The organism is Ensifer sp., assembly GCF_035999135.1.
Lineage (GTDB): Bacteria > Pseudomonadota > Alphaproteobacteria > Rhizobiales > Rhizobiaceae > Ensifer.
The window spans coordinates 71,342-88,675 of record NZ_DASYGZ010000046.1; the positions used below are offsets into that span (position 1 = coordinate 71,342).

The 17,334-nt window shown below is 64.2% G+C and carries 11 protein-coding genes; 7 read left to right on the plus strand and 4 right to left on the minus strand.

Annotated elements, in window-relative coordinates:
- Window positions 1-234 precede the first annotated feature (234 nt).
- Entirely contained in the window at window positions 235-1,752 is a 1,518-nt protein-coding gene (locus VGO12_RS04745) for a serine hydrolase domain-containing protein (RefSeq protein ID WP_327511569.1), read from the plus strand.
- 88 nt (window positions 1,753-1,840) lie between these two features.
- Window positions 1,841-2,740 carry a LysR family transcriptional regulator gene (locus VGO12_RS04750; RefSeq protein ID WP_327511570.1) on the plus strand — a complete coding sequence of 300 codons (900 nt, stop codon included), beginning with the start codon at window positions 1,841-1,843 and terminating at the stop codon, window positions 2,738-2,740.
- Here the strand turns inward: VGO12_RS04750 and VGO12_RS04755 are convergent.
- Window positions 2,737-3,603 (minus strand): D-amino-acid transaminase, encoded by an 867-nt coding sequence (locus VGO12_RS04755; protein WP_327511571.1) that lies wholly within the window; start codon window positions 3,601-3,603, stop codon window positions 2,737-2,739. The two genes, VGO12_RS04750 and VGO12_RS04755, sit on opposite strands and share 4 nt — an antisense overlap.
- A 58-nt stretch (window positions 3,604-3,661) precedes the next feature.
- The gene (locus VGO12_RS04760) at window positions 3,662-4,720 is read right to left on the minus strand and encodes a P1 family peptidase (protein WP_327511572.1); all 1,059 of its coding nucleotides are present in this window, start codon (window positions 4,718-4,720) and stop codon (window positions 3,662-3,664) included.
- 289 nt (window positions 4,721-5,009) lie between these two features.
- Between VGO12_RS04760 and VGO12_RS04765 the strand changes: the two genes are divergently transcribed.
- The 4 genes from VGO12_RS04765 to VGO12_RS04780 all read left to right on the plus strand — a co-directional run bounded on the left by VGO12_RS04765 (window position 5,010) and on the right by VGO12_RS04780 (window position 13,484).
- Complete coding sequence (locus VGO12_RS04765) at window positions 5,010-6,392, plus strand: amino acid permease (RefSeq protein ID WP_327511573.1); 1,383 nt, start codon at window positions 5,010-5,012, stop codon at window positions 6,390-6,392.
- Between the two features lie 55 nt (window positions 6,393-6,447).
- Entirely contained in the window at window positions 6,448-8,748 is a 2,301-nt protein-coding gene (locus VGO12_RS04770; RefSeq protein WP_327511574.1) for an Orn/Lys/Arg decarboxylase N-terminal domain-containing protein, read from the plus strand.
- Window positions 8,749-8,767: 19 nt separating this feature from the next.
- The gene (adiC, locus tag VGO12_RS04775) at window positions 8,768-10,333 is read left to right on the plus strand and encodes an arginine/agmatine antiporter (RefSeq protein ID WP_327511575.1); all 1,566 of its coding nucleotides are present in this window, start codon (window positions 8,768-8,770) and stop codon (window positions 10,331-10,333) included.
- A gap of 355 nt (window positions 10,334-10,688) precedes the next feature.
- On the plus strand, window positions 10,689-13,484 hold the full coding sequence (locus VGO12_RS04780; protein ID WP_327511576.1) for an autotransporter domain-containing protein: 2,796 nt from the start codon (window positions 10,689-10,691) through the stop codon (window positions 13,482-13,484).
- Between the two features lie 19 nt (window positions 13,485-13,503).
- Here VGO12_RS04780 and VGO12_RS04785 read toward each other — a convergent pair whose 3' ends face one another.
- On the minus strand, window positions 13,504-14,442 hold the full coding sequence (locus VGO12_RS04785; protein WP_327511577.1) for an AraC family transcriptional regulator: 939 nt from the start codon (window positions 14,440-14,442) through the stop codon (window positions 13,504-13,506).
- A 109-nt stretch (window positions 14,443-14,551) separates the two neighbouring features.
- Between VGO12_RS04785 and VGO12_RS04790 the strand changes: the two genes are divergently transcribed.
- Complete coding sequence (locus VGO12_RS04790; protein WP_327511578.1) at window positions 14,552-15,754, plus strand: MFS transporter; 1,203 nt, start codon at window positions 14,552-14,554, stop codon at window positions 15,752-15,754.
- Between the two features lie 130 nt (window positions 15,755-15,884).
- Here VGO12_RS04790 and VGO12_RS04795 read toward each other — a convergent pair whose 3' ends face one another.
- Window positions 15,885-17,030, minus strand: a complete 1,146-nt coding sequence (locus VGO12_RS04795) for a DUF930 domain-containing protein (protein ID WP_327511602.1) — start codon at window positions 17,028-17,030, stop codon at window positions 15,885-15,887.
- Window positions 17,031-17,334 lie beyond the last annotated feature (304 nt).

Genomic DNA, 17,334 nt, shown 5'->3' on the forward strand with positions numbered 1-17,334 from the left:
TTTTCAACTGATATCCTGCGCGCGACTCAAACAACAGTCGCGGACAGACCATAGACATTGGGCACGCGAGCCGCACCCTTTTTCCCTGCCGGCCTAACCCAATGAAGACATGTCGGGCAAATGCAAACCGTGCATGGAACCAGCCGGAATCGGAATTGGCCGCACAGGGCGCTCTTGTGCTTAGTCAGGTCTGCACGCGGGCAACCCTTCCCGCGATCAGGACGGAGATTGGATATGACGAAGCCGGCAGCGCTCGATTGGCAAGCCGCGGAAGCTACGGCGAGACGCCTGACCGCCCAATGGTCGCCGCATGCTCCGGGCGGCGCCGTCATCGGTTTCGATGCTTCCGGCATTCGCTTTTCTCATGCGGCAGGCGTCGAGAGCCTCTCCACGTTTGCGCCGTTCACGATCGACAGCGTCGTGCGCTATGCCTCGCTGACCAAACACGTCTTTTCGGCGATGGTGCTCGCCCATGCCGACATCATCGGTCTTGACGATCCGCTCGGCCAACACCTTCCGGAATTGCGTTCACCGCTTGCCGCAGTGACGGTGGGACAGGCGCTCGACATGAGCGGTGGCCTGCCGGACACGCGCGAATGCCTGTCCCTGCTCGGCCTGTCCGTCTACACCGAAACCAGGGCCGAGGCCCTGCTCGATTACATTTCGCGCTTGGAGCGGCTGAACTTTGCGGCCGGCACCGAGGTCTCCTATTCGAACACCGGCTATCGCCTCGTCGAAGCGGCGCTGGAACGCCGGGGCTTCCGCTTCGACGATTTCGTCCAGCGAGAGATTGCAGCACCGCTCGGTGTCGCATTGAAGGCACCGGACGTCTGGAACGACCCGGTGAAGGACCTCGTTCCCGGCTACTGGCACTCGGGCGAACGCTGGCAGCTTTCTGCCGCCGGTCTGCACATCTCCGCCTCGGGCAGCCTGACTGGCAGCGCGGCCGCGCTCGTCAGCTGGCTGCAGGCTCTCCTTGCCGAAGGCGGTCGTTTCGCCGGTCTTTTCGACAGGCTGCAGGCGACACGCATTCTCGCCGCCGGGCGGCCGACCGGCTATGGCCTCGGCCTGCGCAAGTCCTGGCTGGGCGAACGCGAATTCGTCGGTCACGGCGGTTCGCACCCCGGCTACAAGACCTATTTCCTGCTCGACCCCGCGACCCGGTCCGGCCTCGTCGTCGTTTCCAATCGCGAGGACACCAACGGTTACAAGATCGCGCTCGAAGGCATGGCCGCGCTCAACGCCCTCGCGCTCCCGGTTCCGGTTTCCGACCTCGGTGACGGCCTCTATGTTACCGAAAGCGGGCCCTGGTGGATTGCGATCAAGGGAAGCACCTGCACCTATCTCGAGGCCGACGAGACGCTCTATGATGACGGCGACGGCTGGGTCTCCTCGCGCTCGGCCTCTTCACCGCTGCGCCTTCGGCGTGAAGGTTCCGCCCTTGTCGGCGAGGTCGGCCATGCGGGTAGACGCTTCCTGCCGGCAAGGATCGGCGAGCCGGTTCCTGCTTCTCTCTCCGGCGTGTGGCGCTCGGACGAAGGCGCGGAACTCACGATCGCCGACGGCCTGCTCTCGATCGGCATCGGCCCGGTGCGCCAGACCACGGCGCTTGAAGCGCTCGGCAACGGCCGCTTCCTGTTCACATTGCGCGACGGCCCGTGGGTCAAGCGCATCTGCCTTAATCTCCTTGGACCCGATCACCTCGAACTGGTGACGAGCCGCGCCCGCATGATCGAGTACCGCCGCAGCTGATTTTTGTTGATGAGACCGAGACGCTGCCGCAAAGAAGTCCCATCCCTCGCGAATGGCTGGGCGAAGCGGGCTTCTGGAGTGTGTCCCCTTGGAAATCAAATGGCTTGAGGATTTTCTGGCGCTTGCCAGCACGCTGAACTTTTCCAAGGCGGCGGACGAGCGCCATGTCACCCAATCGGCCTTCAGCCGCCGCATCCGGCAACTTGAAGCCTGGCTCGGCGCGACGCTTGTCGATCGGGCGAGCTATCCGTCACGCCTGACCGAAGCCGGTGCAAAATTCGTGCCCGTGGCGCAGGCGACGCTGAAGCAGCTTTACCAGTCGCGCCGCGACCTCAAGGAGGAGGAAGGCACGGATGCGCGCACGATCCGGCTGACGGCGCTGCACACGCTTTCCTTCACCTTCTTCCCGCGATGGATGACGAGCATGAACGCCAAGGCGGGGCCACTCTACTCGCGGCTCCGCCCAGACTCCGGCAGCATGGAGGAGAACCTCAACTCGCTGGTCGACGGAGAATGCGATTTCCTGCTCACCTATGCGCATACGCAAGTCCCCCACCTTCTCGATCCGCAAGCATTCGAGCACCGCGTGCTCGGGCACGAGCGCATCCTCCCGGTGTCCGCGGCGGACGGGGCCGGCGCACCCCGGCACTCACTGGAAAATGGCGCAGCACCTTTCCCGCATCTGAGCTACGAAAAGTCGTCCTTCTTCGGCCAGCTCCTGCTCGACCTGATCGGTGCAGACCTGCCGCCCTCGCAAAGGGTGCACGAGGGCAGCATGTCGGTCGGGCTGAAGGCCATGGCGGAAGCCGGCTGGGGGATCGCCTGGGTGCCCGAGAGCCTGATGGCAGCCGAACTGGCGGCGGGTTCGCTGGTGCGCGCCGCCGACCCGCGCTGGGACATCAGCGTCGAGATCCGGCTCTATCGCGCCAGGGAGAACCGACGCCCGGTCATCGCACGGGTCTGGCAGAGCCTGGAAACCACCGCCTAGATCGCTGTCCGCCGCGCATGCTCCAGATAGAGTTCGCGCAGGCGCCGGACAATCGGACCCGGTGTGCCCGAGCCGACCGGCTTGCCGTCGATGCGGGTGATCGGGGCGACGAAATTCGAGGCACTCGTCAGGCAGGCTTCACGGGCGTTCAGCGCCTCCTCGAGGCTGAATGGCCGCTCTTCGAGCGTCAGCCCCTGCTCGGCCGCGAGCGCCAGGGCGGCGAGCCGGGTGCAGCCGGGCAAGGTAACCTGGCTGTTGCCACGGGTGACGATACGGTTGTCTGCCGTGATGATGTAGGCGGTTGAAGACGCGCCTTCGGTGACGAAACCGTCCTCGATCATCCAGGCCTCGTCGCAGCCTTCGGCCTTGGCGATGCGCTTGGCGATCACCTGCGGCAGCAGGCACACGCTCTTGATGTCGCGCCGCGCCCAACGCTGGTCGGGAACGGACTTGATCGAAAGCCCCTTGTCCGCCGCCGCGACATTCACCAGTGTCTTCTCCTGGGTGAACAGCAGCAGGGTCGGCTGGAGGTCCGCCGAAAACAGGAAGTTCCGGTCCTCCGCACCGCGGGTGAGCTGAAGATAGACGACGCCTTCGGCAAGGCCGTTTTCCTTGACCAGCCGCTTTTCGATCGCGACGATTTCCTCGGTCGAAACCGGCAGCGGCACATCGATTTCGCGCGCCGAGCGTTCCAGCCGCGCCATGTGCGGCGCACTGTCGATGAGCTTGCCGTCGAGCACGGCGGTCACCTCGTAGATGCCGTCGCCGAAGAGGAAGCCGCGGTCGAAGATCGAAATCTGCGCCTCGTGTTCCGGCAGAAACGCGCCGTTGAGATAGACGGTGCGGATGGGAGACTGGGACATGGAAACTCCAGGAGATTGCGTTGGATAGGGGTTGGGAACGTCGCGGCCCGACGCAGTGTCAGGGCTTGCCAAGCGCCCGAAGCCGTTCGAGCGAAATCGCTTCGACGAGACTTGGCTTGCCGCTCGCCGCATTGAAGCCTTCAACGGTGTGCGCCATCGTCAGAGAATTCAGGATCGCCTCCTCCGTCGCCTCGATCGTCGCTTCGAAGAGCGGCGACATCAGGTCGTTGGGCAGATCGGGATACTCGGCGATCTTGGCGCGCCGTACCTTGGTGCGGCGCACGGACGGCGCCGTCGAGAAGGCGAGCGCGTAGTCGCCGGAGCCGTTGCTGAGCGCTGCACCTGTGCGCGCGAGGCCGCCGAAGGCCCGCGCGGCAAGACGCTTCAAGTTGCGGGCCGACAACGGCGCATCGGTTGCGATGACAATGACGATCGAACCGTCCTTGTCGTGCGCCGCCGGTGCCTCGTAGGCCCGCCCACAGACCGTGAGCCGACCGCCGTAGTTGGACTGAACCAAGATCCCAAGCGTGAGAATCTCGCCCGCCGTCTCCAACCGCCGCGAGCTGGTACCGATGCCGCCCTTGTGACCGAAGGCAACCGTGCCGGTTCCGGCGCCGACGCCTCCCTCGGCAACCGGTCCGCCCGTTGCGGCGGCGAGTGCTGCTCCGATCTCCTCGACCGTTGGCCGACACGCGCGGATATCGTTGAGACGCGAATCGTTGGTCTCGCCGACAACGGCATTCAGCGACACCACCTTCTCGTTCCCAGGTTGCATCAGGGTCCAATGGTTGACCGCCTCGATCGCGCGGCCTGTCGCCAGCGTATTGGTGAGGACAACCGCTGTCTCGAGCTCGCCAAGCTCCTCGATCTGGGTGGATCCGGTGAGTTTGCCGAAGCCGTTGAAGACGGCGAGCGCCGCCGGCACCTTGTCCTGGAAGAGATTGCCGCCATGCGGCAGGATCGCGGTTGCACCGGTGCGGATGCGATCGCCCTCGATGATGGTTGCATGACCGACCGCCACGCCTTCGACATCGGTGATCGCGTTCAGGGGGCCGGGCGCGTAGACACCGGGATGAAAACCGAGATCGCGAACCCGTAAACGCTTGATATTTGTCATTTTTTGCCTTCAATCCACACGCAGGACCCGACCGCGAAGCAGTCATTTCGTCGCAGGTGACCCTACCCCTGTTGGCGACAAAACGGCATCGCAAAAATGGAATAGTTTCATGAGAAGCCTGCAACGCGGGCGATCGCGCCTGATCGGCGCGCTGAGCTTCCCGGTCGATCATAGCCGATCGTCAGGCTGCTGCGGGCGGCGACCGATAGTGGAGCGAAATAAAGCAGTTGCAACCATAAGAAACAGTTCATAAGTTCGCGACGTTCTTGGCAAGGGAGCAACCCCATCCATGACGAAGCTGATTGATGCAACCACAGGAAGAAGCGAGAAGACCCCGCCCGAGGTGACGGCGCGGCCAAGTCTCGGCATCTGGACCTGCTCGGCGCTCGTCGTCGGCAACATCATCGGCTCCGGCTTTTATCTGTCTCCCGCAGCCCTCGCGCCCTACGGCGCAGCGGCCCTTGTCGGCTGGATCGGCATGGCGATTGCCGCCATGTGCCTTGGCCTCGTCTTTGCCAGACTTGCAAGCGTCCGGCCCGCGACCGGCGGTCCCTATGCCTATACCCGCATGGCCTTCGGCAACTTCGCCGGCTTTCTCGTCGCCTGGGCCTACTGGATCTCGGTCTGGGCGTCGCTGCCGGCGATCGCCATGGCCTTTGCCGGCTATCTCGGGGTCTTCTTTCCGAACCTTCATCAGGTGCCCGGTGGCTTCACCGCGGTGTCGCTGGCGGCCATGTGGCTTGTCGCCGCCGTCAACATGTTCGGGGTCAGGAGCGCCGGCCGCTTCCAGGTGGTGACCGTCGCCCTGAAGCTCGTGCCGTTCATCGCCATCGCGCTTCTTGGCCTCTTCTGGATCGAGCCGCAGAACCTTGCGCCCGTCAATCCGAGCGGACTTTCCGTGCTTGGCCTCATATCGGCGACAGCGCCTTTGACGATGTTTGCCTTCCTCGGCATCGAATCGGCAACCGTTCCGGCCGGCGACGTCGACGATCCGAAGCGCACGATCCCGCGGGCAACCATCCTCGGCACACTGTGCTGCGGCCTGGTCTTCATTCTGGGCACGCTCGTGGTAATGGGCACCGTGCCGCGCGAAACGCTCGCCCGCTCCGCCGCACCCTTCTCCGATGCAGCCTTCATGATGTGGGGCTGGTGGGGAAGCACGGTGCTGGCGGCCGCTGTGGTACTGTCTTCGATCGGCGCGCTCAACGGCTGGACACTGCTGATGGCGCAAGTGCCGATGGCGGCGGCCCGCGACGGGCTGTTCCCGCCGGTCTTCGGCCGCCTTTCGCGTCGCGGGGTGCCGCAATGGGGCATTGCCGTGTCGATGACGCTCGCCTCCGCCCTTCTCGTGCTGCAGACCTCGGGCGTCTCCGGGCTGATGGCCGTCTACCGGTTCGCCGTCGACCTATCGACCGCGGCAGCCATGGTGCCTTACGTTTTCTGCAGCCTGGTCGAAGGCGCGCTTTTCGTGGCGTTGACACGTCCGCGCGACGAGGAATGGGGCGGCATCCGCCTTGGCCCCTATAGGCCCTATGCGCTGGTCGCCTTCATCTTTTCCCTTTGGACAGTCTACGGCAGCGGACCTCAGGCGGGCCTCTGGTGCCTGCTTCTGCTGCTCGTCGCACTGCCCGTCTACCTGTCAGTCGAAAGGAAGGAGCCATCCAGGGACTGACGTCAGAACACTACCCCCGCCTGCACCTAGCACCAAACTAGAGAGAGGATTGGATATGAGCACGTTGAACAGGGGTCACCGCCATCTCGGCATGAAAGCACTCGTTCTGGATGACGAGATCAGCGAAGAAAGCGCTGCCGGCCGTGCCGTGCGGTCGCTGATCGCCGAACTCGAGCGCCGCCAGATCGAGGTGGTCACCGCAGAAAGCGCCGATGACGGCATCGCGGTGATCCGTTCCGACCCGGCGCTCCAGTGCGTCCTCATCGACTGGGACCTCGGCCCCGAAGGCCACGAGCAGTCCATCGAGGTCGTCGAGGCGCTGCGCAAGCGCAACGGCACCGTGCCGCTCCTCTTGCTTGCCGATCGCAGCGTCGCCTCGACGGTGCCCGCCGAGATCATGGCGAAGGTCGACGATTTCGTCTGGATGCTCGAAGACACCATGGATTTCGTCGGCGGACGCATCCAGGCGGCAATCGAGCGCTATCGCTCAACCGTGCTGCCGCCGATGTTCAAGGCGCTCGCGCAGTTCTCGCAGGTGCACGAATACTCCTGGCACACGCCGGGACACACCGGCGGCACCGGTTTCCTGAAGTCGCCGCCCGGCCGCGCCTTTTTCGAATTCTTCGGCGAGCCGCTGCTGCGCTCGGACCTGTCGATCTCGGTCGGCGAACTCGGATCGCTGCTCGATCACTCCGGGCCAATCGGTGCCAGTGAAAAATACGCCGCGCGCGTCTTCGGCTCGCATCGCAGCTACCACGTCACCAACGGCTCCTCGACGTCCAACCGCGTCATCCTGATGGCAAGCGTCAGCCGCGACCAGATCGCACTTTGCGACCGCAATTGCCACAAGTCGGCCGAACACGCGATGACCATGTCGGGTGCGGTGCCAACCTATCTGGTGCCGACCCGAAACCACTACGGCATCATCGGTCCGATCCCGCCGGAGCGGCTGACGGCGGCCGCCATCCGCAAGACGATCGACGACAATCCGCTTGCCGCCGATCTTGCAGATCGCGAACCGAAACACGCGATCATCACCAACTCGACCTATGACGGGCTTTGCTACAACGTCACCCGCGTCGAGGAGCTGCTGGGCGCCAGCGTCGACCGGTTGCATTTCGACGAAGCCTGGTATGGCTACGCCCGCTTCAATCCGATCTACCGCGAACGCCACGCCATGCATGGCGACCCGAAAGCGCATACGGCCAACAAGCCGACGGTCTTTGCCACCCAGTCGACCCACAAGCTGCTGGCCGCTCTCTCGCAGGCCTCCTTCATCCATGTGCGCGACGGCCGCAAGCCGATCCCGCACGGCATCTTCAACGAGACGTTCATGATGCACGCCTCGACCTCGCCGAACTACGCGATCATCGCGTCGAACGACGTTTCGGCGGCGATGATGGACGGACCCGGCGGTGCCGCCCTCACCAACGAATCCATCGAGGAAGCCGTCGCCTTCCGCCTGATGATGTCGCGGCTCGCAAACGACGCCGCCGAGCGCGGCGACTGGTTCTTCGATTGCTGGCAGCCCGATACCGTGCGCGACCCGAAGACCGGCCGCACAAGCGCCTTCCATGAGGCTTCGCCGGAAGCGCTTGCGACCGATCCATCCTGCTGGGTGCTGAAGCCCGGTGCGGCGTGGCACGGTTTCGGCGAGATCGAGGACGGCTATTGCATGCTCGATCCGATCAAGGTCTCGATCGTCACGCCCGGTGTTGCACCGGGCGGCGGGCTGATGCCGGTCGGCATTCCCGCAAGCCTCGTGACCGCCTATCTGGATGCGCGCGGCATCGTCGTCGAAAAGACCACCGACTTCACCATTCTCTTCCTGTTCTCCCTCGGCATCACCAAGGGCAAATGGGGCTCGCTCGTCAGCGCGCTCTGCGACTTCAAGCGCGACTACGACGCCAATCTGACGCTCGAAGTGGCGATCCCGTCGCTCATCGAGGACCATCCGGAGCGTTACGCCGGCATGGGTCTGAAGGACCTCGCCGACACGATGTTCCAGGCGATGGACCAGCTGAAGACAACAGCCAGCATGGCCGAGGGTTTCTCGGTGCTGCCGCATCCGGACCTGAGCCCGGTGCGCGCCTATGAACGGCTGGTGCGCGGCGAGGTGGAGCAGGTCACGCTCGACGAACTGGCCGGCCGCACGGTCGCAACCGGTGTCGTGCCCTACCCGCCGGGCATTCCGCTGTTGATGCCGGGCGAAAACGCCGGCCCTGCCAACGGCCCGCTCCTCGGCTATCTGAAGGCGCTGGAGGCCTACGATCTCCGGTTCCCGGGCTTTACCCATGACACGCACGGGGTGGAGGTCGAGGATGGCCTTTACCGTGTCTATGTCTTGACCCGTTGAACCCTTGGGAGCACCGAACATGGCTGCTGTCGATACTGCATCCAAAGCCACATCCTCGGGTGTGGCGGACTCCGCCAAGATCGGGCTTGTTCCCGCGACCTTGATGGTCGCGGGCAACATGATGGGCTCGGGCGTCTTCATGCTGCCGGCAAACCTTGCCGCGGTTGGGTCCATCGCCGTCTTCGGATGGCTGATCACCATTGCCGGCGCGATCGCGCTGGCCCTGACCTTTGCCAAGCTGGCGGCGATCGATCCCGCCGCCGGCGGGCCTTACGCCTACACGCGCAAGGCCTTCGGCGACTACATGGGCTACCAGACCAACCTCATCTACTGGCTGGCAAACGTCGTGGGCAATGTCGGCCTTGCGGTCGCCGGTCTCGGCTACCTCACCGCCTTCTTCCCGATGCTGCGCGATCCGCTGGTCTCGGCGCTGGCGCAAGTGGCGCTGATCTGGTTCTTCACCTACGCCAACATCCTCGGGCCGAACGTCGTCGGCAAGCTGCAGTCCTTCACCACCTCCTTCGCACTGGTGCCGATCCTCGGCATGGCGATCTTCGGCTGGTTCTGGTTCTCGCCGGCGACCTTCTCCGAAGGCTGGAACGTCTCGGGCAAGGACAGCTGGGCAGCGATCATGGCGACGCTCAACTTCACGCTCTGGGCCTTCATCGGGGTCGAAAGCGCCTCGGTGTCGGCGGGCGTCGTGCGCGACCCGCAGCGCAACGTCCCGATCGCCACGGTCGGCGGCGTCATCCTTGCCGCCGTCGCCTACATCCTGTCCTCGACTGTGATCATGGGCATGATCCCGAACAAGGAACTGATCGCGTCTTCGGCACCCTTCGCAGACGCCGCGCGCCTGGCTCTCGGCGATACGGCCGGTGCCGTCGTCGCCATCTGCGCCGCACTCGGCTGCCTCGGCTCGCTTGCCGGCTGGACGCTGCTCGTCGGGCAGACGGCGAAAGCCGCGGCCGACGACGGCCTCTTCGGCTCGATCTTCGCCAAGGTCAACTCCAAGGGCGTGCCCTCGGCCGGGCTGGCGATCGTTGCCGTGATCATGACCGTTCAGGTCTTCGCCACGATGTCGCCGACCGCCAGCGAGCAGTTCGGCAAGATCGCCTCGATCGCGGTGATCATGACGCTGTTGCCCTATATCTACTCGGCGATCTCCATCAAGGTGCTTGGCTACAAGAAGATGCCGGCAAGCACCTACAACTGGTATGTGGTCATCGGCCTGGCGGCGGCGATCTACAGCCTGGTCGCCCTCATCGGCTCGGATGGCGAACAGACGCGCTGGTCGCTGATCTTCGTGATCTCGACGATCGTGTTCTACTCGGCGGCGATCACCCGCAAGCGCGAGATCGACGAAAAGCACATCGATCCCGGCGGCCACGCCCCCACCTGGATCCGCTATGTCACCGTCACCGTAACGGTCGCGGCGCTGGTCGCGCTCTTCTGGGTCTCGGTCGGCCGTCACCGCGCCGAGAGCCTGCGCACCCGCTCGCCGGTTCCGCCGGTCGAAAGCACCGTCCAGCCGGCGGCCGGATCGCCGGCCGCCGTGCTACCGGCAGAGCCCCAACCGGCCCAGTAATAAAGACGAGGGGCGATGGATCCCATCCCTCGCCCCTCGTCGAAGCTTTTGCCAACGTCCGCCGATCGATCCCTCCGGATCTGTTCGCATTCCAGTGGACAGCCCGATGCCCTCGATCAAGAAAAACAAGCTCCAGATGGCGATCATCGTCCCGAAGGTTGTCGTGCAGATGAACGACGTTGCGGCGGACGAACAGCATCCAGGCGCCATATCCGGATGACGAAATACGGCACCTGCCGTATTTTCCAAGGCAGGCCCCTGAGCTAGCGTCCGGCCGCCCACGTCGCGAATTTCCGTTTCCCTTCAATACCCTGCGCCACGGACGCGCCGCGATACCGGGCGCTGGGGAAGTGATTTGATCAAGAGCCGCACCGTCGTCCACCTCGCAGCGCTGATGCTGTCGACCGCCTTGTCCTCTATCGCGCTTGCCGCCGGCAGTGGCGATCCAAGCGATCCCGCAACTTGGCGAACGGCGGAATTCAACGCTCAGTGGGGGCTCGCGCAAATCCATGCCGAATACGCTTATATGCTCGGCTACGACGGCAGCGGCATCAAGGTCGGCGTGGTCGACAGCGGCCTCGACATCGGCCATCCGGAATTTGCCGGGCGCTATGCGGAGGGCATTACCTACGATCCGGCAAAGCCATGGCACCTAGACCCAATTGGCCACGGGACGTCCGTTGCCTCAGTCATTGCCGCCAATCGCGACGGGATCGGCATGCACGGTATCGCGCCTGGCGCGACGATCGTTCCGGCGGAGGCAATGGAGGACGGCGAATTCTTCAGCAGCGACGCCGTGAACTACGGCATTCGCAAGCTCGCCGACCAGGGCGTTCGGATCATCAACCATAGCTATGGCTTTGGCGCGGTCACCGATATCACAGCCGAGCAGTTCGAGGCCTTAGTACCAGGGGCACTTGCCACCCACCGATACGCGCGAGAGCGCGATGTTCTGAATGTCTTTGCTGCTGGCAATGACGGCCGCCTCCAGCCTTCCATTGACGCCGGCCTTCCTTACCTCTTTCCGGAACTGGAACAAGGTTGGCTTGCGGTCGTGGCAACGAGCCCCACGCACATGCCAGCCTGGTCGAACCGATGCGGCGTCGCCATGAACTGGTGTCTTGCGGCACCGGGCGGTGATGACACCGAACACTGGGACGCGGAAAAGGGCGAATGGGTATGGGCCAATCCGCAGGACAACATCATGGTCGCCGTTCCGGGCGGCGGGTACGCCAAGGAAGTCGGCACGTCTCTCTCAGCCCCGTTCGTCGCCGGAAGCGCAGCGCTGGTGGCGCAGGCCTTTCCTTACATGACGATGCAGCAAGTCCGGCAGGTGCTGCTTGGCACCGCCACCGATATCGGGGCTCCCGGCGTCGACCCGATCTTCGGCTATGGCCTTGTCAGCGCCGGCCGGGCGGTGCGCGGTCCCGGGAAATTCGACTGGGGCGATTTCCATGTCACGATCCCGGATGGCGAAAGCACGTGGTCGAACGACATCACCGGCGCCGGCGGCCTGATCAAGTCGGGCAACGGCGTATTGATGCTGACCGGAAACAGCACCTACCAAGGTCGCACGCGCGTCGACGGCAGCGTTCTGGCGATCGGTGGCAGCATTGCCTCTGACACGTTTGTCCATGGCGACGGCATGCTTTCGGGCAATGGCACGATCCGTGGCGATATCGAAAACCAAGGCGCCGTCAATGCCGGCTGGGGCCGCAAGGGAGGCACACTCACTATAGACGGCAACTATCGCCAATCGGCCGATGCCTGGTTCCTCGTCAATCTCGACGCGCCCGACGGCACCAGCCGGCTCGACGTCACCGGCACAGCGGATATCGCTGGCGCCGTGGACGTAGCGATCACGCCCGACACCTACAAGGGCGATGGTCGCCACACGATCCTTTCCGCCCCTGGCGGAGTGACAGGGCGCTTCGAGGACGACTGCGGCTGCTACGCCTTCCTCGATCTCACGCTCTCCTACGATCCGAACGCGGTCTATCTCGACGTCGCCCGCAACGCGGTGGCCTTTGCGGACTTTGCCGAGACCCGCAACGGCATTGCGGCAGCCTCGGCAATCGAGCGTCTCGGCATCGGCAATCACCTCCATGACCTCGCCGTCACCCTCGACGGCTACAGCGCAGCCGGACTCTTCGGACAGCTGCCGGGCGAGGTTCACAGCTCCACGGTGACCGGTCTCATCGAAAACAGCCAGCTCATCGGCAACCAGATGAACGACCGGCTGCGTGCGGCCTTTGAAACCGTCGGCGCCAGGGCCCGGCCGATCGTGGCGACCAACGAGATTACCACGGCATCGATTTCGCCGGCCGAAACCATGGGCGCCTGGGGCTCGGCCTTCGGGTCCTGGGGGGATAACGACGGCGACGGCAATACGGCGGACCTGTCGCGGTCCACAGGCGGTTTCGTCGCCGGTCTCGATGGCGACATCGGCAGCGACTGGCGGCTCGGCGTCCTCGGCGGCTACAGCCATTCCAGCTTCAAAGTCGACGACCGCCGATCGTCGGCGTCGAGCGACAACTATCATCTCGGCGTCTATGGCGGCACGGCGTGGGGCGCGTTGTCGTTCCGTTCGGGCCTCGCCTACACCTTCAGCGAGATCGACAGCAGCCGACAGGTCGTTTCGCCAGCGCTCATCGACAGCTTGACCGCGGGTTACCGCGCCGGCACCACGCAGGTGTTTGGCGAATTGGGATATGATCTGAGCGCTGGCGATATCGCTTTCGAGCCCTTCGCCAACCTCGCCTATGTCAGCGTTCACACCAATGGGTTCAAAGAGAAGGGCGGCGCGGCAGCGCTTTCCGTTCATGGCGGCTCGAGCGACATGGCGTTCACCACATCGGGACTTCGCGCGTCGACGGATTTCGAGCTCGGCGCCGCAAAGGCCACGGCGCGCGGCATCATCGGCTGGCGGCATGCCTATGGCGACGTGACCCCATCGCTTGCGGAGGCATTTTCCGGCGGCGCGGCCTTCCCGGTCGCCGGCGCGCCGATCGCGCGCGATAGCGCCATCCTCGAGGCCGGTATCGATTTTTCGCTGACGCGGGCTTCAACGCTCGGTGTCTTCTACCAGGGACAGATCGCCTCGACGGCCCGGGAGCACGGCGTCCGGGCCGATCTCAACATCAGGTTCTGAGCCTTCGGCCGAAAGCGGATCAAGATGCCAGTTGATCCGCAGCCGGCGTCAGGCTGCGCGAATGGCTTGGCGGCGCGCCCATGATCTTGCGAAAGGCGCGGCTGAACGACGCCTCGGAATCGTAGCCGAGGCGGTTGGCGACATGGGCGACGCGTTTGCCCTCGCGCAGCCACTGATGCGCCTGGTGCATGCGCATGCGCGCCACATAGCGGGCCGGCGTCTCGCCGACTGTATCGGCGAAGCGCTGGGCGAAACCGGAGCGCGATGCCCCCATGAGCTTTGCCAGTTCCGGCACCGTCCAGTCCTTGGTCGGATCGAGGTGAATGGCGGCAAGCACGCGACCGACCTCCGGGTGACGCACGGCCGCCAGCCAGCCGGTCGACGTGCCGCAGCCATGCTCCACCCAGGCGCGGATGATCGTGGCCGTCAACACGTCGGCAAGCCGTGCCAGGATACCGCCCGCACCGACGCGCTGCATCGCCGCTTCCCGCGTCATGGTATCGAGTAACGACGGGATCGATGGCTCGCTCTTGGCAAGATCGCTGGTGCGCATGACCGACGGCATCAGCTGCAAGAGCGGATGCAGGCGGTCGACGTTGAACTGCATGACCGCGAAAAACAAAAGGTTCTGGCTGTCCGAGTTGGGGCATTGCACGTCGACGATGCCATCGCACAACTGCCGCTTTGGCAGGTCGCGGATCGAGATCGCCGGCAGGCCGGGCTTGCTCGCAAGCACATGCGCGTCGCCCCGCGGCAACAGCACGGCATCCCCCGGCGTCAACTCCATCCACGAGCCGTCAGGCGATTGCAGATGGGCAGAGCCGGAGGCGAGAAAGTGGAATCGCGCCGGTTCCTGCTCAGGATAGGAGGTTGCCCATGGCGCACAGGGCTGGCAGCGCCCATATTCAACTCCGTCGAGCCTGAGGCCGCGCAGGATCTCGGTCAGCGCATCGCTCATCTTACATCTCACCTTTGGACAAACGGCACAATGTTTTGGATTTTCTAGCATAGAAACTCCAAAGGGCCATGCATATTTTCATCACCACATGCAATGGAGATGAAAAATCATGGATGGTATTGTCGCCAAGCCCACGGGACAGGCGGATGAACGGGACAAGCCGCTTTGGGCAGCTGTCGTTTCCCTGTCGCTCGGGGTTTTCGGCCTGGTTACGGCGGAGTTTCTGCCGGCAAGTCTGCTAACGCCGATGTCCGCCGATTTGGGCGTGACCGTCGGCGCAGCCGGTCAGTCGGTCACCACGACGGCCGTGGTCGCGGCCATCGCCGGCCCGGCGATCGTTGTCTACACCGGACGGTTCGACCGGCGGAACGTCCTTCTCACTCTGACTGCACTTCTGGTCATTTCGAGCCTGATCGCTGGCTTTGCGACCAGCCTGCCGATGCTGCTTGCCGCACGGTTCCTGCTCGGCATCGGCCTTGGCGGTTTCTGGGCGCTGTCTCTCGCTCTTGCCATGCGGCTCGTCCCTGGCCGATTGATGCCGCGGGCGATGGCGATCATCATGTCGGGCGTGTCGATCGCCACGGTCTGCGCAGCGCCTGTCGGCGCCTGGATCGGCGCGACACTCGGCTGGCGTTATGCCTTCCTGCTCGCCGCCGCCGTCGGCATCGTCACGTTCATCGTCCAGGCGCTGACGGTTCCGCGGCTGCCGCCCGTTGGCACGACCGGCCTCGACACGATCCTCAACGTCCTGAAGCGGCCGGCCATCCGGCTCGGCCTTGCGACCATCCTGCTCGTGGTCACGGGCCACTTTGCCGGCTTCACCTATATTCGCCCTTTCCTTGAACAGGTGCCGCAATTCGGCGTCGAAGGCATAACCGCCATCCTGCTTGCCTTCGGTATCGGCGGCTTCTTCGGCAACATTGCCGGCGGTTTCCTTGCCGAACGCAGCACGCGTCTGGCGATGATGTCGGCCGCAGCCGGTGTCGCGATCACCACCCTGACCCTGGCGCTTGCAGGTGTGTTGCCGGCCGTCGCCATCGTTGCCACGGCGGCCTGGGGCTTCGCCTTTGGTGCGCTGCCCGTCAGCGTTCAATCGTTCCTGAGCCGTGCCGCCGGCGATGAGGCCGAAGGCGCAGGTGCCGCAACGCTCACCACTTTCCAGATCGCGATCTCGACCGGCGCAGTGCTTGGCGGCCTTCTCGTCGAACTCCAGGGGCCGGCCGGCGTCTTCCTCTTCGCCGCCATCGCAGCGATGCTCGGCACCTCGCTGGTCTCCGTCTACCGTGAGCGCGCATTGCAAGCGGCGGAGTAGATTACGAAAGATCGGTGCGGGAGTGGCAACCCGCATCTGCGCCTGCCGGGCTTAAACAGGCCCGGCAGGCAAAATTCGGCAGCGACCGCTGCCTTCCTGCCGGAACAATGGGCGTCCTTGGTCAGATCAATCAATTCCCCGGAAGCCGCCGTTCCCGCCAAGCCGTCTTCGGCACTTCGCCACCGATCGCGATGCTGAAGGAGGTCACTTCCGTCGCCTCGTCGTTGACGACGCATTGGAAATCGACGTCGTACCAGCTCGACTTGTTCTGATAGGCGCCACCGCTGGCATCCAGACGGTTTTTCGAGATGAAGCCGCCCTTCGGGCCGAACGGTACGAGGCCCTCGGGCGGGATATCCGGCCGTTGACTGCGGATCTGTTCCAACGCTTCGAGGTTGCACAGTTGCAGGATCCGCCGCTTGACCGGCAGATTGATCAGTGACTGTCTCACCCGTGGATCGGCGATCGACTTTGCCGAATAGAGCTGCTTGGCCTCGGTCATCTTGGTTGGAACCGGCTTGAGTTCGACCTTTGCCGCAGCCTCATCCGGTTTCACCTTTACCCTCTGCTGTTCAGCCTTGTCCTTCGGCAATTCAGCTCCAGGACCTTGCTTCTGCGCCGGCTTGACCTCGGGCACTACCGCCGCCGGCTTCTCATCAGCCTTCGCCGTGGCGTTTTCGGGCGATTTCGCCGGCACAGCCAGCGTCGACAAAGGTTTCGGCTCCTTGACCGGCTCCTCAGTTTCGACCGGCGGCGCCTTTGCCGCCTCGTCCTTCGGCTTTATCTTGTCGTCCACGGTCTTGGCCGGCACCGAAGGCTCGGCTTTTTTCTCAGAGTCCCGGGCGGCCGGCGGCAATTCGGTTTCCTTGTTGTCCTGCTCGGTCTTGGCCATCGCCGAGGCAAAGGACTCCGGCAGCTGCGGCGCGGGCTTGGGTTGCGGCTTCGGATCTGCCTTCGGCTCCGGCTTTGGCTTTGGCTCCGGTTTGGGCTCAGGCTTGGGTTTTGGCTGCGGCTTGGGCTGCTCGGCCTTCTTCTCTTCGCCCTTTTTCGGTCCCGCCTTCTTCTGCTCGGGCTGTTTCTGCTCGGCCTTCTTTTCCTCCTTCGCCTCTGGCGGAGGAGGAACGAGCTCGACGTTGACCGTCTGTTCCTTCGGCGGTTGCGGCAGTTCCAGCGGCAGGTCGAACAAAAGGAAGAAGGCGACGACGAGGTGCAGGGCGACCGAGACCGGCGCACCCCATCCTAACCGTTCCCGCCATTTTCCCGCAAAGATCTGCATCGCCAAGGAGATAAACCAATCGACGGGCGGAACCTAGGAACTTCCGCCGATCTCAACAAGAGGCAAGCCTGCAAGGGCGACCGACCTGCCAGGCACCGCTGCGGTTATCGACGAGGGCTACGGCAACCGACCGCCTGTGGGGTCGTCCCGCCTTCAACCGTCAGGCTGTTTGTCAAAAACGTTCCCGGCAAAATCGAGGCGGCGAAATCTGTTCCGTGTCACGGGTGAATTACGCACAATCATGCCTATTATATAATTTCTATAGATTTAATTTTTATAGCACGCCTCGAACGGCTCCGCCGCG

What these genes read in the sequence shown, in the direction of transcription:
- VGO12_RS04785 (WP_327511577.1), bottom strand. Translation starts at nt 14,442, where the DNA reads ATGAGCGATGCGCTGACCGAGATCCTGCGCGGCCTCAGGCTCGACGGA.
- VGO12_RS04790 (WP_327511578.1), top strand. Translation starts at nt 14,552, where the DNA reads ATGGATGGTATTGTCGCCAAGCCCACGGGACAGGCGGATGAACGGGAC.
- VGO12_RS04760 (WP_327511572.1), bottom strand. Translation starts at nt 4,720, where the DNA reads ATGACAAATATCAAGCGTTTACGGGTTCGCGATCTCGGTTTTCATCCC.
- VGO12_RS04745 (WP_327511569.1), top strand. Translation starts at nt 235, where the DNA reads ATGACGAAGCCGGCAGCGCTCGATTGGCAAGCCGCGGAAGCTACGGCG.
- VGO12_RS04765 (WP_327511573.1), top strand. Translation starts at nt 5,010, where the DNA reads ATGACGAAGCTGATTGATGCAACCACAGGAAGAAGCGAGAAGACCCCG.
- adiC (WP_327511575.1), top strand. Translation starts at nt 8,768, where the DNA reads ATGGCTGCTGTCGATACTGCATCCAAAGCCACATCCTCGGGTGTGGCG.
- VGO12_RS04770 (WP_327511574.1), top strand. Translation starts at nt 6,448, where the DNA reads ATGAGCACGTTGAACAGGGGTCACCGCCATCTCGGCATGAAAGCACTC.
- VGO12_RS04755 (WP_327511571.1), bottom strand. Translation starts at nt 3,603, where the DNA reads ATGTCCCAGTCTCCCATCCGCACCGTCTATCTCAACGGCGCGTTTCTG.
- VGO12_RS04795 (WP_327511602.1), bottom strand. Translation starts at nt 17,030, where the DNA reads ATGCAGATCTTTGCGGGAAAATGGCGGGAACGGTTAGGATGGGGTGCG.